Origin of the sequence: Niallia sp. FSL W8-0951 (genome assembly GCF_038006525.1) — a bacterium.
Taxonomy (GTDB): domain Bacteria; phylum Bacillota; class Bacilli; order Bacillales; family Cytobacillaceae; genus Niallia; species Niallia circulans.
This window is the reverse complement of the sequence record NZ_JBBOVK010000001.1, coordinates 3357168-3379301: the sequence shown is the minus strand read 5'-3', so window position 1 is coordinate 3379301 and position 22134 is coordinate 3357168. Positions and strand designations below refer to the sequence as shown.

The following is a 22134-nucleotide window of genomic DNA, read 5'->3' as shown; positions in this document are numbered from 1 at the left end:
CTGAACCTATATAATGGATTGTATATGACCGTAAAAATAGGGAGAAAGCTATGAAATTAGAACCGTTTATTAATGCAAGTCCTGATATTATTATTTTAAAGGATAAAGAAGGCCGCTGGATAGAAGCGAATCGTAACACATTGGAACTTTTTAATATAGAGAAATATCAAGGGAAAACAGACGAGGAATTAGGAGAGCTATATCCTCATATTGCTGCGTATGTGCCTGGCTTTGTGAAAAGTGATTTCCAAGCTTGGCAGACAGGAAAACAGATAGAAGTAAAAGGGTCGTTTTTTTTCCAAAACTCAGAGCGTATATTTGAGATAATTAAGGTACCGATATTTGATTCAGCTGGAAATCGTCAAAATCTAATCGTATTTGGACGAGACATTACGAAATTAGAAAAAAGTGAACAAATATATAAATCTCTATTTCTACATGACCCAGATGGAGTCTATACTTTGGACAAGGAAGGCAATTTTTTAGATGTTAATAAAGTTGCAGAAGAAATTAGCGGGTATACAAAGGAGGAATTAACGAGATTAAATTTCCGTGATTTAATCGTACCTGAACAACTTCCGAAAGTGCTGCTGCGTTTTGACAAGGTCTGTTGTGGAATGACTCAAGGGATTGAGTCGCAAATCATTCGAAAAGATGGGAAAATCCGGGATATCAAATTGACCACGATTCCATTGAAGTTAAATGATCAAGTTATCGGTATACATGGAATCGCCCAAGATATAACAGAAAAGAAAAGCATTGAGGAACTGCAAAAGAAACAAAAGGCTATTTTATCGAGAATTGCCGTGGGTGAACCATTAGAACAAATAATTGAATATATTACTGAAAGCGTAGAAGAACTTTTAAAAGGAATTTGTTCGATTATGTATTATGAAGAAGAGCATAATTGGCTGCGTTTTGGCTATGGTCCAAAGCTAGATTCTACATTCATTGAAAAAATTGATAAGTTTCCTGTAGGAGAGAATTTTGCCTCCTGTGGCCATTCAGCATACACGAAGGAATTAAAAATTACAGCGGATATAGAAACAGATCCATCTTGGTCAAATTGGAGGGCAATTGCACTCGCGAATGGATTGCGTTCCTGCTGGTCATTGCCCATTATCTCATCTAAAGATTCCTTATTAGGAACATTTGCTGTTTATTATAAGGAACCATTGGAACCAAAGGATTCTGATATTGAAATGTTAAAAGATTTTAGTCATTTGACAGGAATTGCTTTGGAACGCCATTTCCATGAAGAAAAGATTAAATATCTAGCAAATTATGATAGTTTAACAAATCTGCCGAATTTGCGGTATTTAAAGGAGATCTTCTCGCAGCGCTTACAAGAAACGAGCCACCTTGCAGTTATGTTTTTAGATTTAGATAACTTAAAACCACATAACGATACTTTTGGTCATTCATCAGGAGATAGGTTAATACAAGAAGTAGGGAAACGAATTCAAGAAGCCATTGGTGAAAAGAATGTGGTGGCACGAATGGGCGGGGATGAATTTGTTATATTAATTAGTAATTATATTAGCAAATCCATGTTACGTGCATTAGCTGCTAAAATTCTCCAAGCAATTGAAGAACCGATCATTATAGATGGTCAAGAATTTTCCACCCATGGAAGCATCGGTATAAGTCTTAGTGGGGAACATGGCCAAACGTTTGAGGAACTGATGAAGAATGCTGATATTGCTATGTATAGTATGAAGAAAGTGGGTGGCAATGCCTTTAATTTGTATGATCCAAAAATGAATGAAAATGCTTTCAGTGCTTTTCAGTTAAAGAGCAATCTAAAAAAAGCACTGAAAGAAAACGAGTTTGTTCTTTATTACCAACCTAAAGTGAATATAGAAACAGGTAATTTTATTGGAGTGGAAGCATTAATTAGGTGGATTTCGCCAGAGAAAGGGGTAATCAGTCCTGCAGCCTTTATTTCCCTAGCGGAGGAAAGTGACTTTATTTTACTGCTTGGTGAGTGGATTCTAAATGAAGCATGTGCTCAAATAAAAGAATGGGAAAAGTTAAATATAAAAATCCCCATCGCCATCAATGTATCGATTAAACAGCTCTTAAAACAAGATTTCGCTGCACTAGTGAGCAAAAAACTGATGGAATATAAGATTTCTTCTGAATACCTAGAAATAGAAATAACAGAAAGTGTGTTATCTAACCATGAATTTCTCGTTCGAGATACGGTTTCTACATTGCGGAGCATGGGCATAAAAGTCTCCATTGATGACTTTGGAACGGGATATGCTTCCTTCATGTACTTAAAACAGTTTCAAGCAGATACGATTAAAATTGATAAGTCATTTATTAGTCATCTTCCTGCTAGTCAGGAAGATGCAGCCATTGTTTCAGCGATTATCATCCTTGCATCGGAATTAGGTATGAATGTGATTGCAGAAGGAGTAGAAACCCATGAGCAGTCTGACTTCCTAAAAAGCAAAGGATGCACTAACCTACAAGGCTACTTATATAGCAAACCCCTTCCACCAAGCGAAATACTTTCATTTTTAACGGAAGCAGAGGGACGGTTCTTGTGAGGTCAATGACCTTCCATCGAACCGTCTTTTTTCTGTTTTTACAGTTGATTCCTAAAAATTAACAAAATGTTAACAAATTCCTGCCTATAGGAAGTTTTACTGGTTATTCATTTCCTTCATAATAGTTCTAAAGGAGGTGATAAATTTGAAAACAAGAGGGGAAAAAAGTTGTATTGATTATAAATTACTTAAAGAGAGGAGGTTACAGAAAAAGCTCACTCAGTTTGAGCTTGCGGATGAAACAGGCTTACACTATGCCCACCTTGGTCAAATTGAAAGAGGGCAAAAGGAACCAAAAGTAAGTACCCTATACAAAATTTGTGAAGTACTTGATTTACAGCTGGATGCAGTTCTTATTAAAGAGACGATGGAGGAACTAGATTAAAAAGTGTGTGAAAAAGAAGGAGTGTTAAAGATGAAGAAAGAGTGTATTTTAAATAAATATATTGCCAATGAACGCACGATGACCATCATGCCCATGGAAGCAATCGAATATGGCACAGTGGTAAAAGAAGTAGATCGGACTGTGTATGTCAAAGAAACTCCCTTTGACATAATCAAGGAGAATCTATTAATTGGAGGTTCTGATTTTGATGGAAGACGTCGTTCTATTACATATAAATTAGGAATGCAGAAAAGACTGCCTATGCCAATTAACCCCCCAAGAAATATATATGCATTTCCCACCCATGCTCCTAGGCAATTTCACTGTCAATGGATCTTCACCGAGCATATCGATCACATATACCCAGTAAAACACAATGAAAAATTTAAAAGCGCTATCATTTTTAAAAATGGAGAAAAAATCTTTACGGAAGTATCTCCCTATATCCTAGAGACACAGATTATCAAATCATGGAGGGTAAGAAAATCAATGGAAGATAGAAAGGATATCCGGCAATAGGCTCTTATAATGAATAGTGGGTTCAAAGGAACAGGTTTCTATGAGGTCCCATTATTTATATAGAACAGTTTATCCCTCTTTCCAAAGGATTAGGAAATGTCTGAAATCTAGCAGGAGAGGATATAAGAGAATCGGAGGGGTGGTTCTACTGTTACCCTGTTATAGGCATAAGATATGACTGGGTAGAACCATTCCCCCTTTGGTAACGAATGCCAGTACAAGAATTGTCGACCGTTACCGACTTTCAAAATCGCGTTTCATTCGGGCAATCATTAATAATTCGGCAGCATCTCGTTCATTTAAATCATTAAATATGGAAACTAGTTCTTTTGCTTCTTCTGTTAGTGTTTCGTTGGCTGCATGTTCATTAATGGATTCTCGTTCTTTTATTATACTAGTGCTGATTGATGGTTTGTCATCTTGGATTACTATATTTCCGCTTTTTAAGGATGAATCTCCTAAAAATTCCTCTCCAGCAAGCAGCCAATCAGCAGATACCTCAAATTCCTTCGCAATGGTGTAAATGGCCTTAGCTCCAGGTAATGATTTCTTTTTCTCACTTTCCCAGTCTCCAACATTTCCCGAAGATACCCCAATTCTTTTTCCAAAAGCAGCTTGCGACAATCCGTGTTTTTCTCTTAATAATTTGATACGTTCCCCAATATGTTCGATCTTTTTCACTAATTTAAACTCCCTTCACACGAAAAAATGTATTTATACGAAATTTCGTCTATTTTCGGTTGACTCACTCGAAAAAACGTGTATAATTTGAATTAACAAATGATATTTGCCCACCGGTGTTCTAGCTAGTAAATATCACTTTGTGAAAAAATAGTAGTAAATTTCCGGTAGTTACTAAGCTTAGAATGGACCGGAAAGTTGTAAGAGCTGTCTGACATATAAATAAGTTCCGATTTATTTGGTACATCATTTCTAGGATGCTCGATGAGCGAAGCAGATAAGCGTAGGGAAGCTATGCCCATTTATCTATTAACCTAGCAATTGTACACGAAAAAAAGTAGATTCATGCATAAAATAATCTGAATGTAAGATTAAAGAAAAATGGTAATACTTTTTCAAAGTCACAAGCATTTACAAAGAATAAGCTGTTTGTAAACAAGGAGTGGTTTGATGCAAATTGGAATGATTGGTTTAGGAAAAATGGGATTTAACCTTGCGTTAAACTTAGCAAACAATCATCATTCTGTCTATGGTTTTGACGAATCTAGTGATGCTAGAAATAGAGCGAATGAAAATGGGATACATATTGTGGAAAGTATAGATCAAATGCTTATAAATATGCAATCTCCAAGAGTAGTATGGGTAATGGTACCAGCAGGAAAACCAAGTGAAATCGTGATAGAAAAGCTGCTCGAAAAAATGAAAGCGGATGATATTGTCATTGATGGAGGAAATGCAAATTATAAAGACTCTATCCGCCGTGCCGCCTTAGCTGAGGAAAAGGGCATTCATTTCTTAGATGTCGGCACATCAGGGGGAATTTTAGGCGCAAACCAGGGTGCATGTTTAATGATTGGAGGCAGACAGGAAATTTTTGAACGAATAGAACCAATATTTAAAAGTGTTTCTACTCAAGATGGTTACTTATATGCAGGAGAATCTGGCAGCGGTCATTTCTTAAAAATGGTTCATAACGGAATTGAATATGGCTTTATGCAAGCAATTGGTGAGGGATTTCAAGTGCTGAATCAAAGTCAGTATGATTTTGATTTAGCTAAAATCGCTGCTGTCTGGAATAATGGTTCTGTCATTCGGAGCTGGCTTATGGAATTAATGGAATCTGCCTTCCAAAAAGATGCCAGACTCGAAAAAATTCGTGGAATGGTAGCATCATCAGGTGAGGCAAAGTGGACAGTTGAAACAGCATTAGATTTAGAAGTTCCTGTTCCCATTATTGCTTTGTCGCTTATGATGAGAAACCGATCACTGGAAGAGGACAGTTTTTCTGCGAAAGTGGTTGCTGCTCTCCGTAATGAATTTGGCGGTCACCGTGTGCTTAGGAAGTAATTTTATATTTTATATAATTATTTCATATTTTTCTGCGGAAGGAGGACAGTGTTGTAGTAATTTGTGCAATTATGAACATTTTTAAAAATATAAGGGAGTGATAAGACAAATGGCAACACTATCCATTGGTCAAGCACTAATAATCGCCATTTGGGTTGCAATCGTTATGTCCCGAGGGATAGGCTATGCAACTTTAACATTGCGCTTTAGCCCGTTAATGACAGGGTTAGTTGTTGGAATTGTAACAGGACATATAACAGAAGCGATGATTATTACAGCGGCAATTCAATTAGTTTATATGGGCGCAGTTGCGCCAGGAGGTGCATTACCAAGTGAGCCTGCTATCGCGGCAGCTATTGCTGTAACAGTAGCTGTATTAGGGGATTTTACACCGGAAAAAGCAGTGGCTATCGCAGTTCCAGTTGGAATACTAGGTAGTTATGCTTATCAATTCCGCTTCTTTTTGAATACGTTTGCATTACGGGTGTTAGATAAATATGCAGCAGATGTAAATGACAGAGGAATATTTACATCTGTCATCATTATCCCGATTGTCATAAGTTTCATTCTTTATGTTCCAATAGTGTTTATTGCTCTTTACTATGGAGCTCCGGTTGTTGCTGATTTTGTTAATTCAATTAGCGATGGTCCAATTATCCACGTGCTTGAAGTAGTTGGCGGCGGTCTTGCTGCTCTGGGTATTGCCGTTATTATGCATGTTATCGGTAAAAAGGAACTGCTTTTATTCTTTTTTCTAGCATACTTCATGAGTGTTGCTTTAAAAGACTTACAGATTAATACGGTAACGTATGCGATTTTCGGTGCTATTCTTGCTGGTCTGTATGTATTATTCACGAGAGGGAAGGAAGCAGCTTAAGAACTTAAAAAGGTGGGTTGATTGATGAGCGCAGAAGAAAAGAAACAAAGTCCAGAGAATTACCCTGAGCCAATTACAAAAAAAGATTTGCTTAAGGCTTGGGCAAGATGGTGGTGGGCAAATGAAATCCCGCATACCTTTGATAGAATGGTGGCTCCTTCCTTTTTATTTGGAATGACGCCAATTCTGAAAAAATTATATAAAGATAAAAAAGATTTAAGTGAGGCGTACCAAAGGCACTTATTATTTTTTAACACGCAAGCCATTTGGGGCGGAGGTACATTGACTGGTATTACAGCATCCCTTGAAGAATCCCGCGCGAAAGCACTTGCTGAAGGAAAAGAGGAAGAAGCGCCGAGTCCAGACATGATTAACAATACAAAAGTAGGATTGATGGGTGCTCTAGCAGGGATTGGAGATGCGATTGACTCCGGTACTGTCCAGTATATTTTTATTGCAATCGCCTTGCCATGGGCGATGGCAGGCAGTCCTCTTGGAGCATTATTTCCGTTCCTTGGTTTCACGCTCGTAACATTTCTTTATGGCTATTATTTTGTCAGAATGGGCTACGGGCTGGGACGTAATGCAGCCAAAGAAATTTTAGCAGGAAGCCGTATTAAAACAATGATTGACGCATTATCTGTTCTTGGATTGTTTATGATGGGCATCTTGGCAGGGTCCTATGTAAAAGTAAGCAGCTCACTATCCTTTACTCTATCAGAAAAACAATTCGTGCTGCAGGATATTTTAGACTCGATTTTACCAGGGTTACTGCCTTTATTAACCGTATTAGGTGTTTACTTATACTTCGATAAAAAAGGCTTTAATATTACCAAAGGATTATTATGGCTAACTGGTACATTAATTGTACTCGGTGCAATCAAAGTTTTATAAATCTATTATTTTTGAGAAGTGATTATATAGGTAAGGAAAAAGTTGATAAGATTATCCCAAAGTAAAGGAGCAGGTGTATGGAAAATCGAGCAATTTTGGTGATTACACATGGGGAATTCGGCATCGAGCTCATTAAAAGTGCAGAAATGATTATGGGACCTCAGCGAAATTTACGAGCTTTAGCACTGCGACCAGGTGAATCAGTAGATGATTTGCGTGAGGATGCAAGTAAAATAATGGAAGAGAATGAGAAAAACGGCTTGGAAACCATTTTACTTGTAGATTTATTGGGCGGCAGCCCTTCTAATGTATCTTTATCGTTATTAAGCAAGTATGACTTACACATATTAACCGGTATCAATATGCCGATGTTAATTGAATTATTAACTTTCTACCAAACAGTAGAAGATACCAATAATTTAATCGAAACAGTGCAGGGAACAGGTACAAGTGGAATTCATCATTTGAATCGGAATTTCTTAAAGAAATAAATATCTAATATGAAAAAGGAGGCCAGCATGGGGAAAATCAATTTAGTAAGAGTAGATGATCGCTTAATTCATGGACAAGTAATGACAAAATGGTCAAAAGGTTTAGGGACTAATGCCCTTTATGTTATTGACAACGAAACAGCATCTGATGAATTTATGAAAGATATTTATATAAATACAAACTCTTCTTCTGGATTGAAGATTCAGGTATACAGCAATCAAGAAGTAGTTGAAAAATGGAATAGAGATCAGTTTGGAAAAGATAACGTTGTCCTACTTTTTAAATATATTGCTAGTGTGAAAGAAGTTGTGGAACAGGGGTTACCTGTTACTAGGCTGAATATAGGAGGCGTTTCAAAAAAGGGAGAGGCACAATTTGTTATCCCTACCGTTGCGTTAACAGAAACAGATGTTGATCATTTAAAGTCGTTAGATGCCAAAGGAATCGAAATATTTTTCCAAACGGTTCCAGACAGCAAAAAAGTTCCATTGATGGATGGGTTAAAAACGATTAAGAAATAGTTCTCAAGGAATGAAAGTACCGTTTTCTAAAAGGTGATTTCATTCCTTCCCCATATGTTCAGTAATGCACAATTTAAGCGGAAAGGAACAAAGCAATGGCAAACAAAATTGCAATTGTAAATTCAAGTAGTTTTGGAGAAAGATTCCCTGATCAAATAGAACGTCTTGAAAGCATTGGAGAGATAAAAAGATTTACCTTCCCTGTAAATATTTCGGGAAAAGAGCTAGCTGAAAAATTGCAGGGATTTACGATCATTATATCCAGCGTTACTCCTTTTTTTACGAGGGAATTCTTTGAACAAAAGGACGAAACACTGATTATTTCCCGACATGGGATTGGCTATAACAACATTGATATAGAAGCTGCAACAGAAAAAGGGACGATTGTGACCATTGTATCTGCATTAGTAGAAAGAGATGCTGTAGCGGAAAATGCAGTTACTAACCTCTTAGCAGTAGTGAGAAAAACATATCCAGCAGCAACGGCAGCAAGAGAAGGACGTTGGGCAGATCGGGCTCAATTTGTTGGACATCAAATCAATGGGAAAACAGTTGGTGTAATTGGATTAGGGAATATAGGAAGCAGAGTTGGCGATATTTTCAAGGATGGCTTTAATGCTAGATTACTAGCATATGACCCCTATCAAACAAAAGAGGAACTGGAACAAAAAGGTGCGGAAAGTGTTTCTTTAGAAGAATTATTAAAACAGTCCGATATTATTTCATTAAATGCATTTGTTAATGAGGAAAGCTACCATCTTCTGTCTGATCACGAATTTTCTTTAATGAAAGAAGGGGTGTATCTCACTAATACGGCACGTGGCGAATTGTGGGCGCAGGATGCTGTATTGCGGGCATTGGAGAGTGGCAAAATTGCAGGACTCGCAACAGATGTTTTAGAAGGGGAACCAGTGGATAAAACCCATCCCTTTTTCCAATATGAAAATGTTCTGGTGACCCCGCACACTTCCGCCTATACAATGGAATGCTTAAGAGGAATGGGAGAGAAAGTAGTGTCAGACATAGAAAGAACGCTTAAAAAAGAGAGACCGGACAATGTGGTCAATGTGGAGTTGTTCCAAGGATGATTTGTCCTAAGCGTTGTATTGATTGAAAGGAGAATTAGTTTGGGGATTCCACCGTTAATTATTTTTGATATGGATGGCTTAATGTTTGATACAGAAAAGTTAGCCTATCGAGCGTGGCAAATGGCAGCTGCCCATTATGGCTTTTCTTTTGAAAGGACACTATTTGAACAGTTGATCGGCATAACGAATCAAGATATTGTTCGAAAAATGGCTGATTATTATGGTCCAGATCAACCTGTGCAAGAGTGGCGAGCGTATATGCGTTTAAAAAAGCGTGAATTAGAATACTCGTTTATTAGAGGACCTCATTTTAAAAAAGCAGGATTGGACGAATTACTTTCCTTTTTAAAGTCTCAGGGCATAAAGATAGCTGTAGCTTCATCAAGTGCGAGAGAAGTAATCCATCGATTTCTAACTGTATCAGACACACTTGCTTTCATTGATTTATATGTTTCAGGAGAGGAAGTACCAAATGGAAAGCCAAGTCCTGATATTTTCCTTGAAGTCTGTACTCGATTAAAGGTGAATCCGAAAGAGGCTCTTGTATTGGAAGATTCCCCAGCAGGTATTCAAGCGGCCTATCTTGCGGGTATTCCAGCATTTTTTATCCCTGATTTTGTGAAGGAAACAGCTATTATTCGTAAGCTCAAGCCAAAAATTTTTCGGGATTTAGTGGAAGTTGAACAATATTTACGATTCGTATAATACCTAAATTTAGGAAACGAGAAAAGGAGGGAGACAAATGCCGAAAGTACTCATTACTCCCAGATCTTTTGGAAAACACAGTGAAGAGGCTAGCCGAATATTAACTGCTCATGGCTTTGAAGTGGTTACTAACCCATATGGCAGAATCATGACGGAAGAAGAAATGAAAAAAGAAATAGTGGATGTAGATGCAGTTATTGTTGGCGTGGATCCATTGAATGCTGATGTCCTAGCAGAGGCGAAACGGTTAAAGGTTATTTCAAAATATGGCGTTGGAACAGATAATATTGACGTCGACTATTGCAAAGTCAACAACATTCCAGTAACGATTACTCGAAATGCCAACGCTGACTCTGTTGCGGATTTTACTTTCGCTCTAATGTTAGCGATTGCGAGAAGAATAGTAGAAATCGATCAATCATGCCGTGTAATGGATTGGAGCAAAAAAACAAGTATTGGTATATACGGAAAAACACTTGGTGTGATTGGGACTGGTGCCATTGGAAAGGGCGTTATTAAGAGAGCCCATGGCTTTGACATGGATATTCTAGCTTACGATGTTTGCCCAGATAATGAGTTTGCTAAAAAATACAAGGTGACTTATGTGGAACTGGAACATCTTGTGAAAGAAAGTGACTTTATAACTCTTCACTTACCAGCAACTCCAGAAACAACCAATCTATTTAGTGAGAAAGAATTCAGCATGATGAAGGAAACGGCTGTATTGGTCAACACAGCTCGTGGAGAACTGATTGATGAAGATGCCCTTTATAATGTTCTGCGGGATAAGAAAATTTGGGGAGCTGGAATAGATGTTTTCAAAAAGGAACCACCAGAAAAGAAGGAACTGCTGGAGCTGGATAATATGATTATCGGGTCACATGCTGCTGCCTCTAGTGTGGATGCAGTCAATAAAATGAGCTTAATGGCAGTTGAAAATATCCTTGCTAATTTTAAATAAAAGGAAAAGGTGATCTTTTATGGATAAAATAGAAGTTTTAGCAAAAATGAAAGAGGAAAAGATTGTAGCAGTAATTCGAGCGCAAAATATAGAACAAGGGTTGCATGTAAGTGAAGCGATCCGGCAAGGCGGCATTAAATTTTTAGAGTTAACCATGACAATTCCTGGCGCATTGGATGTGATCAAAAAACTTGCTGATAAATATGCAGGAGAGGATGTTATCGTTGGTGCTGGAACAGTATTAGATCCGGAAACAGCAAGACTTGCTATTTTGGCAGGAGCAAAATTTATAGTAGGACCAAATCTGTCCCCGGAAGTCATTACGATGTGCCACCGCTACAGAGTTGCTGTTATGCCTGGCGTTATGTCACCAACCGAAGCACTAACAGCAATAGAACTTGGTGCAGATGTTATCAAAGTATTCCCGGGTGGAGCCTTTGGACCAAGTATTGTGAAAGATTTTAAAGGACCTCTTCCTCAAGGGAACTTTATGCCAAGCGGCGGCGTTACTGTCGAAAACGCAGCTGAATGGATCAAAAATGGCGCCTATGCTATAGGAACAGGCTCCAGCCTAACAAAAGGAGCAGCCACAGGCGATTACGAAGCAGTAACCCGCGAAGCAGAAAAGTTTGTAGCGATTGTGAAGTAGAGAAGCAGATGGACGGTTCTTGTGCGGATTTCTTTATTATAGGAAAGCGTTAGTCGCTTTCCTATAATTTATGTCACAAGTTTATAGCCCAACCCTCTTACTGTTTCAATGTATATTTCATCCTTTGCGTAGGAATCGAGTTTTTTGCGGAGTTTTGAAATATGGACTTTGATTGTTCTTGTTTCTCCTAAGCTATCCTCTCCCCAAATCATGTTATAAAGTCTATTTGCATTAAATGTAGTTCCAGGATACTTGGCCAAAATAGATAAAATTAAAAATTCCTTAATGGAAAGAGGTACATACTGACCATTAATGGTGATACGCTGTTGCTGAAAATGAAAAGTAATTGGTCCAAGCTGAAAGTTATCAGCAGGCTTGTCATTTGTTGAATTGGTTGAAAAAATCTCTTGACTAAAGGAAGTCATACGGCGTAAGTTCGATCGGACACGTGCAACAAGCTGGTGTAAATCGAATGGCTTTGTTACGTAGTCATCTGCTCCAAGTTCGAGTCCTTTTATGATATCTGAACCATCATCTAAACAGCTGACAATAATAATTGGAACATTTGAAGTATTTCTTATTTCCTCACAAACTGAAAAACCACTCGTATCTGGCAATTGAAGATCTAGTAATACTAGATCAGGAGAGAGAATAGCTACAGCTTCTATTGCTTCTCCACCCGTTGAAACACAATTCGTCCTATACCCAAAGCTATTTAAAGCAGTTGTTAGTATCTGTTGAATATCTAGATTATCTTCAACAATCAATATGGTCGAATTCATCGTACTTCCCCTCCACCTTTCACTAATTCACCGGGCAACTTAATTAGGAATTTACTACCAGAGCCAGAAATGCTTGTGGCTGTAATCTTTCCATTATGGTGTTTTACTAATTCCTGTGAAATAGCTAAACCTAGACCAGTCCCTTGCCTTGAAATGGCATCTTTTCCTTTTACAAAACGGTCAAAGATAAAAGGAAGCAAACTCTCCTCTATTCCGGTACCAGTATCCTTAACCTCGATTATAAGAAAACTATTATACCTGGAATTGATATGGTTTTCTCTCTTATAATAGCCACTTATGGAAATAGTTCCTCCTTTTGGAGTAAATTTTATTGCATTTTGAATAAGGTTAGAAAATACTTGTTCTATCTTAATTTCATCCAATTGTACAAATAACTGATATCCCTCTGGAAGATTACTTAAAGGAGAATAATTACTGGTAATCCCAGCATTTTTAATTTCATAAGAAAAGCGATCATAAAGCTGCTCCAACAAATGGGGAGCAGCAATTTCCTCCCATTGGAAGTTTAATTGCCCTTCATCCAATTTTGCCAAGTCTAATAAGTCTTTTGACAAATGGTTAAGAAGCTCAGCTTTTTCATTTATGATTTCTAAAAATTTCTTTTCTTTATCTGGCTGTATATTGCTTTGGATTAGCTGGATATATCCTTGCATTGATTGGATTGGTGTTCTAATCTCATGTGTTAATGCTGAAAAGAATGCCTTTCTCGTTTGCTCAATATGTTGCAGTTTTTTATTCTTTTCATAAAGTATTAAGGTTCTTTTATTTATTTTTTCTTCTAATAATTCATTTGTTTTTTGCATTTCTAGGGAAAGTATTTCTACCTGTGAAATGGCATAGGAACTTTTTTTGACAATAATGATTGCTTGGGCAAATAAATAGATGCCTGCAGCAATGGAAGCTAAATCAATGCCTTCTATCCAAAAGTTATAGTACAAGTAGTCATGGACAACTGCAAATCCAAAAATACAGATTGCAATTAAGTTGAGCAAAGCTCCATTACGCCTACGAATATATGCGAGAACAACTATATATAAATGATAGATTAAGATAACAATTAAAAAAAGTTGATAGACAAAATATAAATGTGTAAATATATATGCCGGAAACAGAGTAGTCAAGCTAAATATTACGCTGATCGCCACTAATGAATAAACTATGATTTTGTTTATCTCTTTCGGAAAAAGATTCTGTAAATATAACAGAATCAACATAAAACCAATATAGATCGTTAAGTATTCCAATTTGACACTGACATCCCATGAAAAGTTTGGAAAAAAATACATGAATAGTCTATCCCCAACTAGTAATGTACGAAGTGATGCCAAAAGGCAAAATATTCCTAAAAATAAAGGAAGGGTATTAGACCGCTTGAATAAATAAAGAGAGATTAAGTATAAGCTAAGTGCGAGCAAGGTGATGCTTATAACCAAGTCCCTAATCATCGCGTTTTCGCGAAGTTGACTAATTTCTTGATTATAACCGAACTTAATAGGTGCCCACATTCCTCCCTTTCTCTGTTCGTAGTTTGATACCTGCATTATAATTTCTACCCTTGTGCTATTAGGGATAAAAGAAAAAACTTCAGCATAGGACATTGGCACCATGGAGGTTCGGTTTGTTCCAACTGTCCCTTTTTCAGCAAGCATTGATCCATTAACCCATAGTTTATACGCAGTTGCAACAGTTGGGATATACAAAGACATCAGTTGATCCTTCTGCTTTTCCCTAATCATCACTACTAATCGATATGTTCCATAACCTTCATTTGAAAGAGACGAAGAACCGCTATATGAAGCTTGGGACCAGATGCTTGGAACAGAAATGTAAGGTTTATTACTCCGTTCTTTCAAGAAGTTGTCTGGAGTATATAAAGACTTCCAATAAAACTCCCATTCCCCTTCCAAGTTAATAGTTCTATTATCTAAAGAGGTGTGCTGTAGATCAAGTAATCCTTGGTTTATATTATATTCCGTATTAGCATTCGCTTTATAATCAGTAAAAAACAAACAAAAAACGAACAGGTAAATAATGGATATTTTCATTTTCATCAATAAATAGTCCTTTCGGAAGGTTAACAAAAATTAACCTTTTAGCTGCGAAATATATATAGTACAGGATATATGCCTATAGTATAATAGCACTAGAAAAAAGGTCGGAATTTGCAGGATAAATGTAATTATATGACAGAAAATTCCGTATCTTTGTTCGACCTGATTTAATGCATTCATTCCAATTTTAAAGGAGATGGTGATTGATTACTCTTTAAGTAATATGACTAATCTATTTGTGATATTAACATATTTTGAGTGATTAGAAGAGTAAGAAAAACTTTCCAATAGATACAATTTAATTACCAATATGGAGCAGAAAGGATAGGAAAGATGAGTAAAAGAAACATAAATAGGTCTTTTAAATTATTGCTGGCTATATTAATTGTCTTATCTTCATTTAGTAGTATTCATTTGAATACTGCTTTCGCTGAGCCGATAAAAAATGGCATCTTTGGATCCGATTATCAGGCTAGTGTGACTAGTGATGGCGATAAAATGATTATAGATAACAGCATAAACATTGAATTAATAGATTCATCAAGTATAGAAACGGCAAAAGTAGTTGTTACCAATTTTAAGCAAGGGGATGAACTGCACTTTGCTGAACAAAATGGTATAACAGGATCTTTTGATGCAAATAATGGCTTATTAATACTTAACGGTAGTGATAATGTTGAAAACTATGAACAGGCATTAAGCAGTGTCGAATTTTCTACTACATCAGAAGATTTGGAGTCTCGGAAAGTTACTTTTTCCATCGAGACTTTACAGAATACAAATGAAGAGTCTCAAGAGGTAGTAACTTATTATACGGATAAAATAATTAGTGTAATTGAAAAAAATACAGAGATGAAAGAGCCGAACTCGACAGAACCAGTCCAAGAGGTACAAGGGAATTCCGAAACTTCTGATAACGTACAAACAGAAGAAGATTCGATTGAACCAAAAGTAGAAGCAGCGAATACTGAACCAAAGGTAGAAGGATCTAATATTGAGCCAAAAAGAGAAGAATTAGAGGCTTCACCATCTATTTCAGAAATAACTAGTCCTTTAACTAATGGAGGTTTTGAAGATGGTTCAACAGGATGGACTAAATACGGTACTGTTGATGTTGGAGCAGGAGGACCGTATATAACAGGTGGGTCAAGGCCTAATGACCCTACTTATAACTGGACGATTGACCCATATCAGTCAAAAATGGCGGTTTTAATACCGAGTGGTAGTCAAGGAGTATACAATTCGGTAATCAATGAACTAAAGCTTTCTACAGATAATAGTAATTATATTAAAGGGCTATTTCCAAACACAACTAACTTCTCATATATTTATCAAGATGTTGAATTAAAAGCAAATGAAGAGTTAACAATGGCCTGGAACTATTTAGCAATCGACTATGAACCTTTTAATGATGCTTCTTTTACATCTTTTGTAAATATAAACAATCCTAATTCTATTCCTCTTGTTAATGGGGTAAAGGCACAAGTTGGTATATTAGGAGCGACGGTCAAAGGAACAGGTAATTACTCTACAGGAAGCTACGGTAGCACAGGATGGCAAACATCTACATATAAAGCAGTAGATGCAGGGACCTATCGTTTAGGATTTGTAATATATAATCTGGATGATACAGAGCTAAGTCCTTATTTATTTGTAGATAAGGAACCTGGAACAACTTTGAAAAATGGCGAGCCGTTTGGTCCAATACCAAAAGATCCAAATGCACCACCTCCTGCTGGTGAAGTGGAACCAGAGATTGAGCAAACACTTGCTCCAAAGGAAGATAAGATTACAGCAAATGCTACGGATGGAATAATAACAGTAAGAAATGTTCCAGAAAAAACGAAAGTAAAAGTCTACAAAAATGGCAAGGAAATTGCAACTGAAACCGAGAGTGGCACGGTAACGTTATCCAATCTTACTTTTAGTAAAGAGGATACTATTCAAGTCACATTCACAGAGGATGGAAAAACGGAAAGTGAACAAACAACGAAAAAGGTTCAAGAACGCAGTGTCTCTCCAATAGAAGACGATATAGTTGCTAATGCAACAACAGATAAAGTAACAGTAAAAAATGTTGCTGCAGGTGCTACTATTACTATCTACAATGAGGATAGTGAAAAAATTGGGGAAGCAATTAATAGTACAGAGTCTGACGAGATTAGTATTTTAGTTGATTTAGGGCTTGATAATAATCAGGAATTATTCGTAACCGTTACGAATAAGGGTGATTTAGAAAGTAATCCCCTAAAAGTAAATGCAACCCTTGAAAAGTCAATTGCCCCAAAAGTAGAAGACATTGTAGTGAATGCTACAGATAAAACGATTACTGTAAATAATGTTCCAGATAATACAATAGTAAAAGTATATAAAGATAGTGTAGAAGTTGCTTTTGTTGAAGGGAAAAAAGGCAATATAACCATCCATGATATAGAAGTAATAAAAGGCGAAGAATTACATTTAACTTTTACCGAAAAGAATAAACTCGAGAGTGAAGAAACTGCGAAGGCTGCTCAAGCTCGCAGTGAAAAAGTTGATGGGGAAAAAGTCGTTGCTAATGCAACCACAAATACCATTACGATAGTAGATGTTCCTCATAACGCAAGCATCTTCATTTATAATGCTGCAGAACCAGCAGTAGTTATTGGAGAAGCTAAGGGTAATTCATCAGGTAAAGTTATTATAACGTTGAAGGAAGATATTAAGGTTGAAGCTCCGATTAGTTTGACATTAACACTTCCTGGGGACTTAGAAAGTAATAAAACATCAATTCAGCCAATGGAACAGTCAGCCCAACTAGATATAGAAAATGTATCGGTATCTGCAACATCTGATAAACTATCTGTCAAAGGGGTAGCTGAAGGTTCAACTATAGCTGTTTATAATGAAGCAGGAGAAAAGATTGGAGAAGCAACAAATAATTATGATTCTGCTACTTTATTAGAAATAGAACTCCAAAGTGATTTGAAAAATGGACAAGGTGTCCAAATAACAGTTATAGAAAATGGAAAGTTAGAAAGTGAACCAATAATTGCAGGTGCATCTTTAGATGTATCGAAAGCGCCAGAAGTGCAAGACATAATTGGCAATGCTACAGATAAAAAGGTAACAGTTAACAATGTTCCGAAAGATACGACTGTAAAACTATATAAGTCAGGAATTGAAACGCCTATTCAAACATTAGCGGATGCTAATGATACCGTTGTTTTTGAAAATGTGGAATTAACAGAGGGAGAGATTATTGAAGTATCTTTCACTTTGCCTAATCATTTCGAAAGTGTAAAGGTAGAAAAAAAGGCGCAAATCCTTTCTGATGTACTAGATGAAAACCAAGTGCAAACCTTAGCACCTATTAATGTTGTACAAGTAAGTGACGTCCCTGCTGATGCAAGTATCTTCATCTACGATATAGACGGAGAAACACTATTAGGTTATGGGAAAAATTATAGTAATGAAACTACTCATTTAGAGGTTATTGTTTTTCATAAAAAATTAACTGGAAATGATTCTGTTCTTGTTACGATTCAGGAAATGGATAAGTTAGAGTCAGAGCCACTGAAAAAAAATACTATTGATGTTGCGCAGCCTGTAAAAGAGCGTTATGAAAATGCAGGTGGGTTACCTACAGATCCTGTGTATATGGATGTTGTAACCAAAGATTTTAAACTACTCACTTTAATAGGAAATCCATTAGCGATAGACGAGTCAAAGAGTTTAATAGAAGATTTAAAACAAGCGATTAAAGTACTTGAAGAAGCAAGTGCTGCAAAAGAATTGGAAAACGCGATTCAAGCTGCAGAAAAAGCAAAAGAAGCCGTGAAAAAGGCAGAAACACGCTTTACAACAGCTGGTGGAGAAAAAACGACGAAAGAATATGAAGCAGTTGAAAAGGCATTAGAGGAACAAGAAAAAGCTCTAAAAGCAACTCCACAAGATACGAAAGCAATCGAAGCAGCCACAACTAAATTAGTAGAAGCAACAAAAGTATTAGAAGAAGCAAGTGCTGCAAAAGAATTGGAAAACGCGATGCAAGCTGCAGAAAAAACAAAAGAAGCGGCGAAAAAAGCGGAAACCCGCTATACAACAGCTGGTGGAGAAAAAACGGCGAAAGAATATGAAGCAGTTGAAAAGGCATTAGAGGAACAAGAAAAAGCTCTAAAAGCAACTCCACAAGATACGAAAGCAATCGAAGCAGCCACAACTAAATTAGTAGAAGCAACAAAAGTATTAGAAGAAGCAAGTGCTGCAAAAGAATTGGAAAACGCGATGCAAGCTGCAGAAAAAGCAAAAGAAGCGGCGAAAAAAGCGGAAACCCGCTATACAACAGCTGGTGGAGAAAAAACAGCGAAAGAATATGAAGCAGTAGAAAAAGCATTAGCAAGACTAGATTCAGCGTTGAATGCAACTCCGCAAGATACGAAAGCAATCGAAGAAGCAACTTCAAAATTAGTGGAAGCAACACAAGCACTAGAAAAGGCAAGTGCTGCAAAAGAATTGGAAAACGCGATTCAAGCTGCAGAAAAAGCAAAAGAAGTAGGGAAAAAAGCGGAAACACGTTATACAACAGCTGGTGGAGAAAAAACGGCGAAAGAATATGAAGCAGTAGAAACAGCATTAGAGGAACAAGAAAGAGCTCTAAATGCAACTCCACAAGATACGAAAGCAATCGAAGCAGCTACAACTAAATTAGTAGAAGCTACAAAAGTATTAGAAAAAGCAAGTGCTGCAAAAGAATTGGAAAACGCGATTCAAGCTGCAGAAAAAGCAAAAGAAGTAGGGAAAAAAGCGGAAACACGTTATACAACAGCTGGTGGAGAAAAAACGGCGAAAGAATATGAAGCAGTAGAAACAGCATTAGAGGAACAAGAAAGAGCTCTAAATGCAACTCCACAAGATACGAAAGCAATCGAAGCAGCTACAACTAAATTAGTAGAAGCTACAAAAGTATTAGAAAAAGCAAGTGCTGCAAAAGAATTAGAAAACGCGATTCAAGCTGCAGAAAAAGCAAAAGAAATAGGGAAAAAAGCGGAAACACGTTATACAGCAGCTGGTGGAGAAAAAACGGCGAAAGAATATGAAGCAGTAGAAAAAGCATTAGAGGAACAGGAAAAAGCTCTAAAAGCAACTCCACAAGATACGAAAGCAATCGAAGCAGCTACAACTAAATTAGTAGAAGCTACAAAAGTATTAGAAAAAGCAAGTGCTGCAAAAGAATTAGAAAACGCGATTCAAGCTGCAGAAAAAGCAAAAGAAATAGGGAAAAAAGCGGAAACACGTTATACAGCAGCTGGTGGAGAAAAAACGGCGAAAGAATATGAAGCAGTAGAAAAAGCATTAGAGGAACAGGAAAAAGCTCTAAAAGCAACTCCACAAGATACGAAAGCAATCGAAGCAGCAACAAAAGTAATGCAAGATCTTATGGAGCCTTTAAATAAACTAACGAATAAACTAATTAAAGAAACAATTGCAACAAAAATTTCTAGTATCAGAAATATGGAAGATATAAGAAAGATGGAGAAAGCAATTGTCGAGAGTTCATTAGAAACTAACGATAAAAAAGAACTTTATAGTTTACTAGTAAACAAAATTATGGAACAGAAAAACTCCATTATTTTCGAAACAGCAGATGATATTAGCATCATCAAAGAGGGTATTGCTAACTCAAACCTTAATGAGCCAGCAAAAGAAAAGGCTTATATAACATTAGCTGAAAAAGCAATTAATGAATTAGCGCAAAGAGATAAACCATCTGGTGATAAAGAATTCCAGAAACAAGAAAACCAAAACATTGTAAAAATAATTAATCAAATCAATAGTTCCAAAGAGAAAGCAAGATTAGCTAAACTACATAAATTATATGTAGATACACTAACTCTTACCAAAGAACAGGCGTTTACTTTTAACGTTAAGGATTCATGGGAAAGTATCACTTCGCAATTCTTATTATTAGCAGAAGGAGACTATGGGTCTGAAATAAATTGGGAGTCTAGTAATTCACGTGTTATTTCTATCCATAATCAGAAAGCAAGTGTTAATCGACAAGTAAAAGATAATGTTATGATACTAACAGCAAGATTAAATAATGGAGATACAAGCTTAGAGAAAACATTCCTCCTTGTTGTTAAAAGTAATATAGCTGGTGTAAAAGTAACAGAAGATACGAGAAGACAGCTTAGTGTAGCAGTTGGATCGGAGAAATCATCACCAGTAAGTATTCAAAGAATTAATTTATATGGACTACAATCAGGTAATATTCTTAATAAGATTGATAAATTGATTGTAGATGATTCACTAGTATCTAATGCAACAACCGAATCGGTAAGGATTTACATGCCAGATGATACAAATAATCTTGCTGATGAACTAGCAATAGAAGTTCCATATAGTACTTTGCAAAAGTTAGGAGGCAGCCTAGAAGTAGGGACAGATCAAGGTAAGCTATTGCTTTCTAAAGAAGTAATTCAGCAATTGCAAAGAGATGGAATCGACTTGTATTTCCATATAGTTCCAATTAGAGAAAAAGAGGCACAAGAAGATGTAATGAGTCGAACCATAGACAGTGAGCAGGTAAAAGAAGCTATTGCTCAGGTTGGAGGAAATAAAATCCAAGTGCTTGGTACACCGAGAGAAATCGAGACCAATTATAAAGGATACAAGACAGATATTGTCTTGCCTTTAGCTGATGTTCTATACAATGGCATTAATCTTGATATGATTCGTATCTATATAGAGCATACAGATGGAGAGAAAGTAGTAGAGCAAGGCGAAATTGTTTATGATGAAAATGGCAACCCTACTGGCATTAAGTTTTCCGTAGATAAATTCAGTACCTTTACTATTTTCGAGATTCAAAAGGTAGCAGATGCACCAATCCAACAACCAAATGAGGAAGATGATTTAGCGGAAGAACCGCAAAATAGTAATCCTGGTGATATAAAAGCTGAAGAACCAAATAATGGATCTGAAGATAAAACAGCTGAAACCCCTTCTAACGAAATTTCAAAAGATAAGACAACAGCTGATCAGTTGGAAAAATCTAATGTAATTACAAATGAATTACCCAATACGGCTGGAACATTTTATAATTTAATTTTATTAGGTGCCATGTTCTTATTAGCAGGTTTCATCTTATTAATAATGAAGAGAAGAAAAAGTAAAAGAGCTTAATAAACAGGAAATAGAGAGCTTGTAGACATTGTCTGCAGGCTTTTTTATACTATCAAAAGTAAATGGATCTCAATAAGAAAGCTCTCTGCTTCCTTTTCAATTTATGACGAATCAAGAGTAAGTTTGGTTGATAAGGAAAGTTCTTGTAAAATGAGAGAAATTGCGTTATATCATCATACTTTAAGGGAGTACTACGAGGGAAAAGGATGTAAAAGAGTATCTTCTTTATCCCAATTTTAAGAATTTGCAAAGGATATTCTCGCGCTGGCAAAAGAAATTTTACCAGATAGTTTAACTTTTAAGTGTGTTTGTGAATGTAAAACAGCATGTATTAGAGATTTCAAAGAATAGCAAGCAGATTCATATTGCGAAGGGAATGAGCCTTCCGTTATAGGTTACGGTTTGTAATAAAATAGATTTTAGTATGGGTAAGCCA

General features: G+C 36.5%; 16 protein-coding genes. 13 read left to right on the top strand and 3 right to left on the bottom strand.

The window, feature by feature from the left end:
• Positions 1-50 precede the first annotated feature (50 nt).
• The 3 genes from NSS71_RS16500 (at position 51) to NSS71_RS16490 (ending at position 3462) form a co-directional block, all read left to right on the top strand.
• Positions 51-2558, top strand: coding sequence for a bifunctional diguanylate cyclase/phosphodiesterase (locus NSS71_RS16500; protein WP_341151836.1), 2508 nt, complete (start codon positions 51-53; stop codon positions 2556-2558).
• A gap of 145 nt (positions 2559-2703) precedes the next feature.
• The gene (locus NSS71_RS16495) at positions 2704-2943 is read left to right on the top strand and encodes a helix-turn-helix domain-containing protein (protein ID WP_061799259.1); all 240 of its coding nucleotides are present in this window, start codon (positions 2704-2706) and stop codon (positions 2941-2943) included.
• 30 nt (positions 2944-2973) lie between these two features.
• Positions 2974-3462, top strand: coding sequence for a competence protein ComK (locus tag NSS71_RS16490; protein ID WP_341151835.1), 489 nt, complete (start codon positions 2974-2976; stop codon positions 3460-3462).
• Positions 3463-3696: 234 nt separating this feature from the next.
• On the opposite strand, the gene NSS71_RS16485 is transcribed toward NSS71_RS16490, so the two are convergent.
• Positions 3697-4143: a helix-turn-helix domain-containing protein gene (locus NSS71_RS16485; RefSeq protein WP_053215658.1), complete on the bottom strand. Its 447-nt coding sequence runs from the start codon at positions 4141-4143 to the stop codon at positions 3697-3699.
• Between the two features lie 450 nt (positions 4144-4593).
• On the opposite strand from NSS71_RS16485, the gene gnd reads away from it, so the two are divergent.
• The 9 genes from gnd (at position 4594) to NSS71_RS16440 (ending at position 11677) form a co-directional block, all read left to right on the top strand.
• On the top strand, positions 4594-5490 hold the full coding sequence (gene gnd / locus NSS71_RS16480; protein WP_341151834.1) for a phosphogluconate dehydrogenase (NAD(+)-dependent, decarboxylating): 897 nt from the start codon (positions 4594-4596) through the stop codon (positions 5488-5490).
• A 109-nt stretch (positions 5491-5599) separates the two neighbouring features.
• A complete protein-coding gene (locus tag NSS71_RS16475) occupies positions 5600-6367 on the top strand; it encodes a PTS sugar transporter subunit IIC (RefSeq protein WP_341151833.1) in 768 nt (255 codons plus the stop codon).
• 24 nt (positions 6368-6391) lie between these two features.
• Positions 6392-7261, top strand: coding sequence for a PTS system mannose/fructose/sorbose family transporter subunit IID (locus tag NSS71_RS16470; RefSeq protein WP_047942055.1), 870 nt, complete (start codon positions 6392-6394; stop codon positions 7259-7261).
• A 77-nt stretch (positions 7262-7338) separates the two neighbouring features.
• A complete protein-coding gene (locus NSS71_RS16465) occupies positions 7339-7752 on the top strand; it encodes a PTS sugar transporter subunit IIA (RefSeq protein WP_061799237.1) in 414 nt (137 codons plus the stop codon).
• Between the two features lie 27 nt (positions 7753-7779).
• Positions 7780-8274 carry a PTS system mannose/fructose/N-acetylgalactosamine-transporter subunit IIB gene (locus NSS71_RS16460; protein WP_047942058.1) on the top strand — a complete coding sequence of 165 codons (495 nt, stop codon included), beginning with the start codon at positions 7780-7782 and terminating at the stop codon, positions 8272-8274.
• Between the two features lie 95 nt (positions 8275-8369).
• Complete coding sequence (locus NSS71_RS16455; RefSeq protein WP_047942059.1) at positions 8370-9362, top strand: D-isomer specific 2-hydroxyacid dehydrogenase family protein; 993 nt, start codon at positions 8370-8372, stop codon at positions 9360-9362.
• Between the two features lie 39 nt (positions 9363-9401).
• Entirely contained in the window at positions 9402-10067 is a 666-nt protein-coding gene (locus NSS71_RS16450; RefSeq protein ID WP_341151832.1) for an HAD family hydrolase, read from the top strand.
• Between the two features lie 37 nt (positions 10068-10104).
• Positions 10105-11028: a phosphoglycerate dehydrogenase gene (locus NSS71_RS16445; protein ID WP_341133058.1), complete on the top strand. Its 924-nt coding sequence runs from the start codon at positions 10105-10107 to the stop codon at positions 11026-11028.
• A 19-nt stretch (positions 11029-11047) separates the two neighbouring features.
• Entirely contained in the window at positions 11048-11677 is a 630-nt protein-coding gene (locus NSS71_RS16440) for a bifunctional 2-keto-4-hydroxyglutarate aldolase/2-keto-3-deoxy-6-phosphogluconate aldolase (protein ID WP_047942061.1), read from the top strand.
• 68 nt (positions 11678-11745) lie between these two features.
• Here NSS71_RS16440 and NSS71_RS16435 read toward each other — a convergent pair whose 3' ends face one another.
• The gene (locus NSS71_RS16435; RefSeq protein WP_095259242.1) at positions 11746-12459 is read right to left on the bottom strand and encodes a response regulator transcription factor; all 714 of its coding nucleotides are present in this window, start codon (positions 12457-12459) and stop codon (positions 11746-11748) included.
• Positions 12456-14531, bottom strand: coding sequence for a sensor histidine kinase (locus NSS71_RS16430; protein ID WP_341151831.1), 2076 nt, complete (start codon positions 14529-14531; stop codon positions 12456-12458). Before NSS71_RS16430 ends, NSS71_RS16435 begins: the two co-directional genes overlap by 4 nt.
• 333 nt (positions 14532-14864) lie before the next feature.
• On the opposite strand from NSS71_RS16430, the gene NSS71_RS16425 reads away from it, so the two are divergent.
• Positions 14865-21698: an immunoglobulin-like domain-containing protein gene (locus NSS71_RS16425; RefSeq protein ID WP_341151830.1), complete on the top strand. Its 6834-nt coding sequence runs from the start codon at positions 14865-14867 to the stop codon at positions 21696-21698.
• Positions 21699-22134: the final 436 nt, after the last annotated feature.